This window comes from Microcoleus pseudofavosus SVA1_A4 (genome assembly GCF_036700565.1).
GTDB lineage: Bacteria > Cyanobacteriota > Cyanobacteriia > Cyanobacteriales > Microcoleaceae > Microcoleus.
On sequence record NZ_JAUBPE010000016.1, the window covers coordinates 91651 to 103913 of the forward strand.

Annotated in this window: 14 protein-coding genes; 4 read left to right on the forward strand and 10 right to left on the reverse strand. The window is 46.4% G+C overall.

Annotated features, from left to right (window positions below; genetic code table 11):
- Window position 1 precedes the first annotated feature (1 nt).
- From QUA02_RS09640 to QUA02_RS09650, 3 genes are all read right to left on the reverse strand, one after another.
- A complete protein-coding gene (locus QUA02_RS09640) occupies window positions 2-310 on the reverse strand; it encodes a VapC50 family PIN domain-containing toxin (RefSeq protein ID WP_333026985.1) in 309 nt (102 codons plus the stop codon).
- A gap of 91 nt (window positions 311-401) precedes the next feature.
- Window positions 402-755, reverse strand: a complete 354-nt coding sequence (locus tag QUA02_RS09645) for a hypothetical protein (RefSeq protein ID WP_333026988.1) — start codon at window positions 753-755, stop codon at window positions 402-404.
- A complete protein-coding gene (locus tag QUA02_RS09650) occupies window positions 733-1212 on the reverse strand; it encodes a helix-turn-helix domain-containing protein (RefSeq protein WP_333026990.1) in 480 nt (159 codons plus the stop codon). The genes QUA02_RS09645 and QUA02_RS09650 overlap by 23 nt, the downstream gene beginning before the upstream one ends.
- 62 nt (window positions 1213-1274) lie before the next feature.
- Between QUA02_RS09650 and QUA02_RS09655 the strand changes: the two genes are divergently transcribed.
- The gene (locus QUA02_RS09655; protein WP_333026992.1) at window positions 1275-1637 is read left to right on the forward strand and encodes a tetratricopeptide repeat protein; all 363 of its coding nucleotides are present in this window, start codon (window positions 1275-1277) and stop codon (window positions 1635-1637) included.
- Window positions 1638-1735: 98 nt separating this feature from the next.
- Here the strand turns inward: QUA02_RS09655 and QUA02_RS09660 are convergent, their stop codons facing one another.
- The 3 genes from QUA02_RS09660 to QUA02_RS09670 all read right to left on the reverse strand — a co-directional run bounded on the left by QUA02_RS09660 (window position 1736) and on the right by QUA02_RS09670 (window position 4850).
- Window positions 1736-3145 carry an NAD(P)(+) transhydrogenase (Re/Si-specific) subunit beta gene (locus tag QUA02_RS09660; RefSeq protein WP_333026995.1) on the reverse strand — a complete coding sequence of 470 codons (1410 nt, stop codon included), beginning with the start codon at window positions 3143-3145 and terminating at the stop codon, window positions 1736-1738.
- Complete coding sequence (locus QUA02_RS09665; protein ID WP_106150865.1) at window positions 3142-3435, reverse strand: NAD(P) transhydrogenase subunit alpha part 2; 294 nt, start codon at window positions 3433-3435, stop codon at window positions 3142-3144. The genes QUA02_RS09660 and QUA02_RS09665 overlap by 4 nt, the downstream gene beginning before the upstream one ends.
- 266 nt (window positions 3436-3701) lie before the next feature.
- Window positions 3702-4850, reverse strand: a complete 1149-nt coding sequence (locus QUA02_RS09670; RefSeq protein ID WP_333026997.1) for a Re/Si-specific NAD(P)(+) transhydrogenase subunit alpha — start codon at window positions 4848-4850, stop codon at window positions 3702-3704.
- A gap of 433 nt (window positions 4851-5283) precedes the next feature.
- On the opposite strand from QUA02_RS09670, the gene QUA02_RS09675 reads away from it, so the two are divergent.
- From QUA02_RS09675 to QUA02_RS09685, 3 genes are all read left to right on the forward strand, one after another.
- Window positions 5284-5796: a DUF2808 domain-containing protein gene (locus QUA02_RS09675; RefSeq protein ID WP_333026999.1), complete on the forward strand. Its 513-nt coding sequence runs from the start codon at window positions 5284-5286 to the stop codon at window positions 5794-5796.
- Between the two features lie 395 nt (window positions 5797-6191).
- On the forward strand, window positions 6192-7463 hold the full coding sequence (locus tag QUA02_RS09680; RefSeq protein WP_333027002.1) for an MFS transporter: 1272 nt from the start codon (window positions 6192-6194) through the stop codon (window positions 7461-7463).
- Window positions 7464-7642: 179 nt separating this feature from the next.
- Window positions 7643-9226, forward strand: a complete 1584-nt coding sequence (locus tag QUA02_RS09685) for a DHA2 family efflux MFS transporter permease subunit (RefSeq protein ID WP_333027005.1) — start codon at window positions 7643-7645, stop codon at window positions 9224-9226.
- Between the two features lie 102 nt (window positions 9227-9328).
- On the opposite strand, the gene QUA02_RS09690 is transcribed toward QUA02_RS09685, so the two are convergent.
- From QUA02_RS09690 to QUA02_RS09705, 4 genes are all read right to left on the reverse strand, one after another.
- Window positions 9329-10096: an ABC transporter ATP-binding protein gene (locus QUA02_RS09690; RefSeq protein WP_333027007.1), complete on the reverse strand. Its 768-nt coding sequence runs from the start codon at window positions 10094-10096 to the stop codon at window positions 9329-9331.
- Window positions 10097-10254: 158 nt separating this feature from the next.
- Window positions 10255-11133, reverse strand: coding sequence for a glycine--tRNA ligase subunit alpha (gene glyQ / locus QUA02_RS09695; protein WP_333027008.1), 879 nt, complete (start codon window positions 11131-11133; stop codon window positions 10255-10257).
- Between the two features lie 152 nt (window positions 11134-11285).
- Window positions 11286-11636, reverse strand: a complete 351-nt coding sequence (locus QUA02_RS09700) for a hypothetical protein (protein WP_333027009.1) — start codon at window positions 11634-11636, stop codon at window positions 11286-11288.
- 77 nt (window positions 11637-11713) lie between these two features.
- The gene (locus tag QUA02_RS09705) at window positions 11714-12043 is read right to left on the reverse strand and encodes an NACHT C-terminal helical domain 2-containing protein (protein WP_445305157.1); all 330 of its coding nucleotides are present in this window, start codon (window positions 12041-12043) and stop codon (window positions 11714-11716) included.
- Window positions 12044-12263 lie beyond the last annotated feature (220 nt).

The window sequence follows — 12263 nt, forward strand, 5'->3', positions numbered from 1 at the left end:
CCTACGAAATATTCTGATAATAGCGTTGAATCCGATCTGCAAAAACCGGAACTTCTTCCCTCAACCTGACAAGTAATTCATCAACAGTCAGAGGGGGATTTTTCAAATCCTCAACTTGTTGCCAGACTACATTAGCCATCAAATCCGGTGTAACTTCATAAAGACGATTCAGAAAAACATCGGGGTGCAAAGCCGTAATTCCCCAAGGATTTAAAGACTCTCGTGGAAAATCTCTCAGGTTGGATGTAACAATAACTTGAGCTTTAGCAACTACCGCAGCCGCAGCGACATGACGATGGGAGCATCCCAATTTGGTAAAAAGCGTTTTTTAGGAGTGCGAGCGTCTCGCTCGCGATCCCTACCGCGAGCGAGACGCTCGCACTGAATACGATCCAAATATATTATTCTGATGCAACCGTCCACGATCTGAAAGCAAAAATGGGATGCTCCCCATGACGATCGCCTGGATCGTTAGTCATCTGTTGAATCACATTCTCTGGAACTTCAACCATTGCATTAGGAAAAGCTTCTTTAAGTGCAGCCTCAAAACGCGCAGCTCTCTCACTTTTCATCCTTCCAGTATTAACAAGATTGCGAGTTGCACCGTCTAAAATTTCTTGCGACCAATATACATCATACAGCCCAATCTCCGCAGCACGAAAGAGCGTATCGCGCAAGTGCATAGGAAATATCACGCAGGAATCCAAAACCACAGGATAAGGAATCAACCTGCTAGCTGTATACTCTAGTCTCATGCAATTCCTCTTCTTGGCTAAACTGAGCTAATTCCTTGAGAATTTCGCGGCGCTTAACACTACGCTGCTGTTTATATGCGATCGCACCTGCCAAACTAATCCGCCGCTGGTTTCCTACTTTTCCATAGGCAATTTCCCCATCATCGAGCAATTTGACTACAAATTCTGGCGACACATTGAGCAAAGTCGCAGCTTCTTCAACAGTCATATCTTGCTCAATTGGCACTAAAGACACTGCTTTACCAGCCGCCATTAAATGTGCAGATTGACACAACAATTGATAGAGCGATTCAGGAAGTGCGATCGCTTCCCGGCCAACTTCCACAAGTTTTACTTTGGATGTCTCAGAATCACCATTTTCTCTCTTGAGATTTAGCATTTTATCCAACAATTTGATATCTATTGTTTCATCCTCAGTCGGTAAAACTGGATCTAGGAGTATTTTTTGCCGGTTCATGGAAATGTTTCCTGATTGGGTTTAATGCTATTATAGTATATTGAATTTCTTAATGACCGTTAATGCCTGACTTAGAAAAAGGTCTAGCCGCTTTTAATACCCAAGATTATACCCAAGCCTTTAGCTTGTTAAAAGCGCTAGCAGAACAGGGAAATGCTGAATCCCAGTGCATAATTGCCAGTATGTACCATTTAGGATTAGGTCGAGAAAAGATGATATTAGAAGCAATTAAATGGTACATCAAATCCGCTGAGCAGGGCTATGGTGTTGCCTCAAACAACTTAGCAGGAATTTATCTGTGCGGTGCTGATGGTGTAGCAGCCGATCGCACAGAAGCAGAAAAATGGTTTCAAACAGCCAAAGAACAAGGATTTTCACATACACCAATCTCCAGCGACTATTTGAACCAAGCTAGCATTGCATAAAACAACGCCAAAACAAACCCAAAACAAAAACCCGGTTTCTACAAGAAACCGGGTTTGATCGTCAGCGTTAATCCGCCTTAATCTGCTGTTGCAAAATCCTACAACTGCTTCACCTCAGAAACCAACTTGGCAACCACATCCTTAGCGCTACCAAACAACATCATCGTCTTATCCTTATAAAACAACTCATTGTCAACACCCGAAAAACCAGCACTCATCCCGCGCTTAATCACGATCGTATGTTTGGCCTTATCAACCTCTAAAATCGGCATCCCGTAAATCGGGCTCGCCGTATCGTGACGCGCCGCCGGATTCACCACATCATTCGCCCCGATTACCAACGCCACATCCGTCTCGTCAAACTGCGGATTGATATCGTCCATATCGTACAACTGCGGATAAGGCACGTTTGCTTCCGCTAACAGCACATTCATGTGCCCCGGCATCCGCCCAGCCACCGGGTGAATCGCGTATTTCACGTCAACACCCATTTTTTCCAAACCGTCGGCTAACTCGCGCACGGCGTGCTGTGCTTGTGCTACAGCCATTCCGTAGCCGGGAATAATTACAACCGATCGCGCATAACCCAACATCATCGCACTTTCTTCGAGATTGATGCTGCGAACAGTTTTGTCAGTGGCACTACCAGCAACCCCAGCAGCCGCAGCACTTCCGCCACCGCTACCAAACGCGCTAAACAGCACGCTACCCAAGGATCGATTCATCGCCTTGCACATGATTTGCGTCAAAATAATCCCCGACGCGCCCACCAATGCACCAGCGATAATCAGCATATTGTTCATCAAAATGAACCCAGCCACACTCGCCGCAATCCCCGAATAAGAGTTAAGCAGCGACACCACCACCGGCATATCGCCGCCCCCAATCGGCAGCACAAACATGATTCCCAGAATATTGGAAATCGCCACCAAAGCCAGGAATACCGGCACATTTTCGGGATTCGTCAGCATATAACCGCTGCCGGCTAAAAGTGCGATCGCCAGCATGGCATTAAACGGCTGTTGCAGCGGAAACGTCATCGGCGCACCCGGTAGCAATTCTTGCAGCTTTGCAAACGCCACAAGGCTACCAGTGAAAGTAATCCCGCCAATCAACACGCCCAAAAGGATCGTGATTGTCGCATCAGGTGCCGGCGATTCCGGGATGCTGAGATAGCGCCAGAATTCGCCCACAGCAACGAGTGCAGAAGCCGCGCCCCCGAAACCGTTAAGCAAACCCACCATCTGCGGCATATCCGTCATCGCCACGGTATTCGCCATAATTGTTCCCAAAATGGAACCGATGATGATGCCGACAGCAATCAATTCGTAGCTGATGACTTGTTTTTCTAGCAATGTACCGACGATCGCGATCAACATCCCGATCGCAGCTAACACATTCCCTTGACGCGCGGTTGCGGGCGATCCCAACTGTTTCAAACCGACAATAAACAAAGATGCGGCAACTAAATAACCTAGTTGAATGGCGCTGGGCAGAAAATCACTCACGCTTTAACCTCTTTTTTCTTGAACATTTGCAACATTCGATCGGTGACTAAGAAACCGGCGACAACGTTAATTGTGGCCAGGGCGATCGCGATCGTCCCCAAAATCGAAGTAACAGTCACATTGCCTTGGCCCGAAATCAGAATCGCCCCTAAAACTGCAATTCCCGAAATCGCATTCGATCCCGACATCAAAGGTGTGTGCAGCGTCGGCGGGACTTTATTGATTACTTCAAATCCCACAAACGACGCTAGAGTAAACACCACTAAACCTGCAATCAATCCTTCTGCCATAACAATTGGTAATTGGTAATTGGAAATAACTCGTTCCCGGTTGCATCCGCCAGTCCGCCAGGGAATGAATTCCCTGGCTCAAAGCCAAAGTCCTCTTAAGAGGACTAATAGACCTCTCCAATAATTATTGTGGAACAGGCCGGAAAGCCTGTTCAAAAAAGGCTTTTCTGGAGATATCTAATCAGTTCTTCAGTCCTCTTTAGAGGACTTTAGCTTTGAGGCAGGGGTTTCAACCCTTGCCGGACTTTGCCTCATAACGACAGAATCTAACTGACTACTGAAGCCTGAGCCGCCAAAGCATCCCGCACTCGCTGGTTACTAATTTCACCGTCGCGAGCCACACAAGCACCAGCGATAATATCATCTTCAAAATTCAAAATTAGTTCCTTATCTTTCAGCATCAACTGAAGTAAAGACGAGACATTCTTCGAGTAAGTTTCGCTAGCGTGTACAGGCATTGACCCAGGCAAATTAATCGGCCCAATCACATTAACACCGTTCCATTCCACATCTTTACCCGCTTCCGTGCACTCGCAATTGCCACCTTGTTCGGCCGCGAGGTCAACAATTACTGCTCCCGGTTTCATTTGAGAAACCATTTCTCTGGTAACTAAAATCGGTGCTTTTCTACCGGGAACTTGAGCAGTTGTAATTACTGCATCGGAAGCGCTGACGTGTTGGGTGAGCACTTGACGGGTGTGTTCTTTAGCTGCTTCCGATAATTCTTTAGCATAGCCGCCTGCTGCTACAGTTTCTTCCTTGAATTCGACATCAACAAATTTAGCGCCCAAACTTTGCACTTGTTCTTTGGTTTCCGGGCGGATGTCGAAGGCTTCGACTACAGCGCCTAAACGGCGCGCCGTGGCGATCGCCTGCAAGCCAGCAACGCCCACGCCCATTACCAAGACTTTCGCGGGGCGAATCGTACCCGCCGCCGTTGTCAGCATCGGGAAATATTTCGGCAAAGCGGAGGCTGCGATCAGTACGGCTTTGTAACCGGCGACGTTAGCCTGAGATGACAGCGCATCCATGCTTTGAGCGCGGCTGGTGCGCGGGATCATTTCCATGCTGAATGCCGTTACTTTGCGATCGGCCAAACGCTGCACCAAAGCTGGATTTCCCAAAGGATTCAAAAATCCGATGAAAACGCCTCCTTCCCGGAGTTGATGAACTTCTGACTCTTGCAGTTCCCCGATTTTCACGACGACATCGGCTTCGCCCCACAGCGTAGCGGTATCCGCGACAACCTGAGCTCCCGCTTCTTCGTAAGCAAGATCCGAGAAAAAGGATTTTGCGCCGGCACCGGCTTCCAGCCAAACTTCGACGCCTTGTTTTACCAATCGGGCCACAGCGTCGGGGACTAAAGCCACCCGGCGTTCGCCTGCTTCTATTTCTTTTGCGATCGCTAATTTCATGAACTCTCCTTATTTAAGCCTTCCCAGGGCGGTTGAAACCGCGCCTACACAGACAAAACCTGCCTCCGCAGGTTTCTCGAATTGCGATTTTTCACCGCCAGATGCCTTGCTTTACATTTGAGCCGCCGTTGCCCTAAACTTCTCTCGTTGATAGTAAAGCCGATCGCCCAAATTCGAGCCGTATCTTTAACTTATCTTATACATTCAAATTCGCTAGATTGTTAAGTTTGCCACCGATTATGATATAATTTTATGTCGCCTAATTCTGTAGTTAGAATGTCAGTTATCAGTATTACCCAAAAAAAATTGACCTCAGACCGCAGTCGATCGCCCTCATCAATTTGCTGAGACATTCGATATATTGTAGGCACGATCGCAAATTTAGGGCGATCGATATTTAAGGTTCACCAAGAGTTTAATTAGAGGAGTTGTTATGCGACGATTATTTTCAGCACTAGCGGTTACAGGTTGCTTGCTGACTGGATTGCCCGCCATCAGTTTAGCCCAAGGAATGCCGGGATTCACGATTTTCGGCGGGCCGGAGCGCGCCAATCAGTTAAACTACCGCTTGGATTACGGCAAAGCGGGGATGAGCGGTGACAGATATCGGCTGCGAATTCCTTCCAAAAAAGTAAGTCTGGCGATCGCCCAACTGAACATATCCTATCCAGACTACTACAAAGGCGAATTCGACCAAAAAGACATTAAAGTGCGCGTCAAAGACAAAACAATAGAATTGCAAGAAGTAATCTGGGACAAAGAAAATCGATTCATAGAAATTTATCCCAAAGATCCAATTCCTGCCGGCAACAATGTTGAGGTTGTACTCTCCAACGTCAGAAACCCATCTCCGGGCGGAATGTACAATTTCAACGTCCGCATCCGCACCCCCGGAGACGTTCCCTTGCTGCGTTACCTCGGTACTTGGCTGTTGAGCATTGATTAGAAGCAGCGGAATCGGGTTGCGAGCATTTTATGCTCGTTTCCTGGTTTTGGAGAACCGAAAAATAGAACCTCCGGCTCATATAGCAATCCTAAACGATCGGTAAAATGAGTTTAGGGAAAATCCCGCCGTACCATTTGTGTCAACTTAAGATTGAAACCCATAATAAATGTCGCTTGTAGTCGAGTCTATATCTCCCTAAATCCCCCTTAAGAAGGAGGACGAAATATTGCCATCTTATCTCCCCCTTATGAAGGGTGGCTAGGTGGGATCTCGCAGTTAGATACAAACAAGAGAAACAGAGGGTTTTAGTATTAATTTGACACCAATGGCGCGGGGAAACTACCCCTAAAAAATCTTGACAAATCCAATAGGATTGCTCTAGCCGTACTTGCAGCATGAATCTACTAGCAAAAATCAAAACAATAAAACTTCCTCCAGCGCTGCGATCGAGAAATTATCGCCTGTTTTTTGCAGGACAAGGCATCTCGCTGATTGGCAATTGGATGACACAAGTCGCTACTGTTTGGCTTGTCTACAATTTGAGCGATTCACCTTGGATGCTCGGCGTGGTGGGATTTACAAGTCAAATCCCCACATTATTTTTACTGCCTTTTGCAGGAGTTTTAATCGATCGCTGGAACCGCCACCGAGTCATAATTGCCACTCAAATATTAGCAATGGTTCAATCCTTAGCGCTAGCATTTTTAGCGCTAACAGGAGTCGTGAACATTTGGCAGATCGTGGTACTGAGTTTCTTTCAAGGTGCAATTAATGCCTTTGACGCGCCGGCACGGCAAGCTTTTGTACCCGAACTCGTGGAAAAGAAAGAAGATTTAGCAAATGCGATCGCCATTAATGCTTCGATGTTCAACGCAGCCAGACTAATCGGCCCAGCAATGGCAGGTTTGCTGATAGCTACAGTCGGCCCAAGTTATTGCTTTCTCATTGACGGACTCAGCTACATCGCTGTAATTGCAGGCTTATTAGCGATGCAGATAAAACCCCGTAAAATTGCAGCAACTAATACCGAACCCTTACAAAGATTAAAAGAAGGATTCGTTTATGCCTTCGGGTTTCCCCCGATTCGAGCAATTTTACTGCTATTATCATTAGTCAGTTTTGCCGGAATGTCGCACACAGTTTTAGTTCCGATTTTTGCCACCAAAATCCTGCACGGCGACGCCCAAACTCTCGGCTTTTTGATGGCTGCTTCGGGAGTCGGAGCCTTTACGGGAGCGATTTATTTGATTTCGCGCAAAAGTATAGTTGGCCTCGGCAAATGGATTGCGATTTCACCGGCAATTATGGGATTCGGACTGATAGGTTTTGGTTTATCCCACGTCTTGTGGCTGTCATTAATCATGATGTTGTTCGTGGGGTTTGGTTTCATTTTGCAATTTGCAGGAGGAAACACATTTTTGCAAACAATCGTTGAAGACGACAAACGCGGAAGAGTGATGAGCATATACACGATGGCATTTTTTGGAGTAACACCGTTTGGGAATTTAGTTGCCGGGGGATTGGCAAATTATATCGGCGCTCCCAATACAGTCATCATTGGAGGTATAATTTGTGTTTTCGGCTCGGTAGTTTTTACCAAACAGTTGCCAGCTTTAAAAAACTTAGTCCGACCACTGTATCAAAAAATGGGTTTAATTTCGCACTAGAGATTTAGCGTCCAATCACAAAAGCCAACATTAAACAAGATACCCAAAGCTAAGATATGACTGTATCTTTAGCGGGACTCAACAATTTGTAAACTTCTCTCTTTCTCTCTTCTCTTCTCTTTCTCCGCGCCCTCTGCGCCCTCTGATCCAAATTAATTACGCAACCAGAGGTTAAACCAATGGCAAATACCAGTGCAATTCCCCAACAGCAAAGCGACGATCGCGTTCCCTTAAAAACCTGGATCGGCGTCATGGCAACAATGATCGGCGCTTTCATGGCGGTTTTGGACATCCAAATCACCAACGCTTCTCTGAAAGATATTCAAGCAGCTTTAGGCGCAACTTTAGAAGAAGGTTCTTGGATTTCCACCTCTTATCTAGTCGCAGAAATAGTCGTAATTCCGCTGACGGGTTGGCTATCGCAGGTGTTTTCAGTCCGCCGCTACATCTTGGTAAATGCCGCTTTCTTTGTATTCTTTTCCATGTGCTGCGCTTGGGCGTGGGATTTGACTTCAATGATTGTTTTTCGAGGTTTCCAGGGATTGACTGGTGGGATTTTAATTCCGATGGCTTTTACGTTTTTGCTAACAAATTTGCCGCCCAAAAAGCAACCAGTCGGCATGGCGATGTTTGCCCTGACAGCTACTTTTGCACCATCCATCGGGCCGACATTGGGAGGCTGGCTGACGGAGAATTACGGCTGGCAATATGTCTTTTATTTAAATTTGCTTCCGGGGCTGCTGCTGCTAACAGGTGTGTGGTATGCCGTCGCCCCGACGCCGATGCGGCTCGAACTGCTAAAAGGGGGCGACTGGTGGGGAATTCTATCAATGGCGATCGGCCTGGGTTCCCTGCAAGTTGTGTTAGAAGAAGGCAGCCGCAAAGACTGGTTTAGTTCTGATTTGGTTTTGCGTTTAAGCATAGTTTCTGCCATATTTATCAGCGCTTTTTTCTGGATTGAACTAACTAGAAAAAAACCGTTTATTAACCTACGATTATTGAGTCGCCGCAATTTCGCTTTAGCAACTGTTGTGAATGTTTCTTTGGGGGTGGGATTGTACGGTTCGGTGTTCATTTTGCCCCTGTATTTAGGTCAGATTCAGCAGTACAATGCCATGCAAATTGGCGAGGTGATTATGTGGGGTGGCGTGCCGCAGTTATTCCTCGTGCCGATGGTGCCGAAATTGATGCAGCGAATCGATATACGGGTGATGATTGGCATCGGTGTGAGTTTGTTTGCGGTGAGTTGTTTTATGAATGCCAGCATGACTCACGAGACGGGCATCGATCAGTTGCGTTGGTCGCAATTAGTGCGAGCAATGGGACAGCCTTTGATTATGGTGCCGCTGTCAACAATTGCCACTGCTGGTATGGAGAAACACGAGGCAGGTTCTGCTTCGGGTTTGTTTAATATGATGCGAAATATGGGAGGTTCGATGGGGATTGCGGCCCTAGGAACTTTGGTGACGATGCGCGAGCAATTTCACTCGAATCGATTAGGGGAATCTGTTTCTTTGTACAATCAGGCAACGCAGGAGAGAATAAATCAAATGACTCAGTATTTTGTGAGTCGCGGTGCTGATGCAAGTGTGGCGCATAACCAAGCAATTCAGGCAATTGATAATCTTGTGCGCCGCGAAGCTTATGTCATGGCTTTTAATGATTGTTTTTACTTTGTGGGAATTGCTTTGTTGTTAAGTGGGATTGCTATTTTGGGTTTTAAAAAGGTGAAACCGGGTGCGGGTGCTGGGGGAGCTCATTGATTCCCTATGGTGCAGAAGGTGCATATTTGGGGCGGGCAGGATGCCCACCCCACAAGAATTTTAAGAGTTTTCAAAATGCAATGTAAATGTTTTTTAGCTTGTTCACCATTCTTGTTGGGCTTCTGCTTCTGCTTGGATTAAATTTTGCCGCAGTTGCACCCAATTTATTTGATGGGAGGGCGAGTCTTCGAGGAGTTTTCCTCGCTGTAAATGCAGAATTCGCGTGCTAAATTGCTCGGCTAATTCTAATTGGTGGTTGACCATTAAAATTGTGGTTTTGCCGTTTGTTAGCTGTGTCAATACTTGCAAAAGATGGGCGGCTTTTCCGGCGTCTAGGGCGGATGTTGGTTCGTCTAAAAGCAAGATTTTTGGTTGTAGAATGATGCCGCGGGCGATCGCCACTAACTGTTTTTGGCCCGTGGAAAGCTGCAATTCGGTGCGATCGAGCCATTCTTGGGGTATGTGCAGTTGTTCGATCGCCCCGCTAATTCTCTCAGCAATGTTTGATGCAGTCACGCCCCGCAGCTTCAAAGGATAAGCCAACGCCTCCCGCACCGACATCCCCAACAGCTTGGATTCTTGCAGGATCAGGGTGATTTGGCGGCGAAGTTCGATCGCAGGTATTTGCCGATATTCCGTATTTTCAAGATAAATCGAGCCACTGGTGGGGCTGCTGAGTCGGTTTAGCAACCGCAACAGCGTTGTTTTCCCCGCACCTGAAGGGCCAACAATTGCCACGCGAGATCCCTTGTGTACCTGAAACGAGATATTGTCTAATAAGTAGCTAGAGGCGATCGGTGTTTTCAAGCTTACACCGTCAATTCGCAGTTGAGGATTTGTTTCTGTATTATTTTCCGAATAATTAGGCATTTAATTAATTAAAAATATGGCTTTCGTGGAACGGGCATCTTGCCCGTTATTAAGGCAGGCAAGATGCCCACTCCCCAATCCAACTCACTCTTTGTGGAACGGGCATCTTGCCCGTTATTAAGGCAGGCAAGATGCCCGCCCCACAATCCAACTCAAACTCAAACTTTTACAGCTTTTTCCAATGGAAAACCCAGATGTTCGCGCTGTTCCAAATAAAGCTGAGCAACCCTGCGCGCCAAATTGCGAATTTTGGTGATATACCGAGTTCTTTCCGTTACTGAAATCACGCCTCTAGCGTCGAGTAAATTGAAAGTGTGAGAACATTTTAACACATAATCAAGGCTCGGTAAAACCAATCCTTTTTTGGTCAATTGTTCTGCTTCTTGCTCGTACAGTCCAAATAGAGTAAACAGCAATTCTGGATTGGAAGCTTCAAAGTTATAAGTACACTGTTCTATTTCTCCTTGCAGGTGAACGTCGCCGTAAGTGATGCCATCTTTCCACTGAATTTTCGTCATGGCATCGACTTCTTGGAGATACATTGCTAGGCGTTCCAGTCCGTAGGTAATTTCAATGGATACCGGGCGACAGTCAATGCTACCGCACTGTTGAAAGTAGGTAAATTGGGTGATCTCCATGCCATCGAGCCAGACTTCCCAGCCGACGCCCCAAGCTCCGAGGGTGGGCGATTCCCAGTTGTCTTCTACGAAGCGAATGTCGTGGTCTTCAGGGCTAATTCCTAATGCTCTGAGGGAGTCTAGATAGATGTCTTGGATGTTGGGAGGAGAGGGTTTAATTAAAACTTGATATTGATAGTAATGTTGGAAGCGGTTGGGATTTTCGCCGTAGCGTCCGTCGGTGGGGCGGCGACAGGGTTCGATGTAGGCGACTGACCAAGGTTCGGGGCCAATTGCTCTGAGAAAGGTATGGGGATTCATGGTTCCTGCACCTTTTTCTGTGTCGTAGGATTGGGCGATCAGGCAGCCTCGATCGCTCCAGAATTTGTTTAAGGTGGCAATGACTGATTGAAAGTTCACTGGTTTAAATATGGTTAGTATGTGTCTCAGCTTATTTAAGCATACTCAAGGCACGGTTTATTGAAATAAACCATTTATCGGTGGATATTTAAGTTCTTTTTTCAGGTATATTGTATCGATCGAGTTATTCCGATCGATAATAGCAATGTTTTCTAGATCGATAAGTATTTGTAAGCATGAGCTTTGGCTAAGCGCACCCAATGCTCCAGGAGCAAATATTGATCGAGTTCGACTTCTTCCGATCGCGAGAGAGTGCCGGATTTATTGCGATCGAGCAATTCGCTCATGCGGGTTTGTAATGCAGGCGTGGGGCGGATAGCGAGGATGACTTCTGGGCTGGGTTGACTGGCAAGCAATTCGACGATTTGGAGCTCGTCTTGGTAGGGGATGGTTTCTGGGGGGGTGAGTTCCTGGAGTGCGCGATCGAGGGCTTCTGGGAGGCGATCGCCCAACTGTTGTAGTTGTTCGCCGAGGCGATCGGGGACTTCTAGTATAATTTGCATACTTCGGTAATGTGAAGATGGGAATTGCTTTGATTGTAACAAACGGGCGATCGATCCATATCTTGAGTAGAATCGCCCTACTCGGCTTTTTCACGTTTGCGTTTTTCGATTTCGGCGATCGGTAACAGCAACGTATCTTCAATTGCCTCTCTCACTTCATTATTTACTGAACAACCACTATTCAGGCAATCTACCAGTAACTTATTAGCATTATAATATTTTTCTAAAAGTTCTATTTCTTCTGGTTCTAAATCCCAATTGTGTCCGATGTTACGGAATTTGACCATGATTGATCGTAGTTGCTCAGTCCAATTTTTGCCATTTAATTTCCACCATTCTTCAAAAATATTTATTCCCTCTGCTTTAGGGGGAATTTGATTTTTCAACTCGCTAATCTCTCTAATCAATTCTCGAAGTTCAAGCTTATCAATGCGACTACAAACATAATCAAGGTTGCTATCAAGAGCAGCATCAATGGCAAGGTCATCAGCATCGACGATTGCCAGATCGCTGGCAAAGTGAAGGTAACGGGCTAAACCGGGCTCTATGACAATACGGTTCAGTTAAGGCTATGCAGTGCTTAAAACAATAAATACAGGAGGATTTATTATGATTCCAGTACCTCTG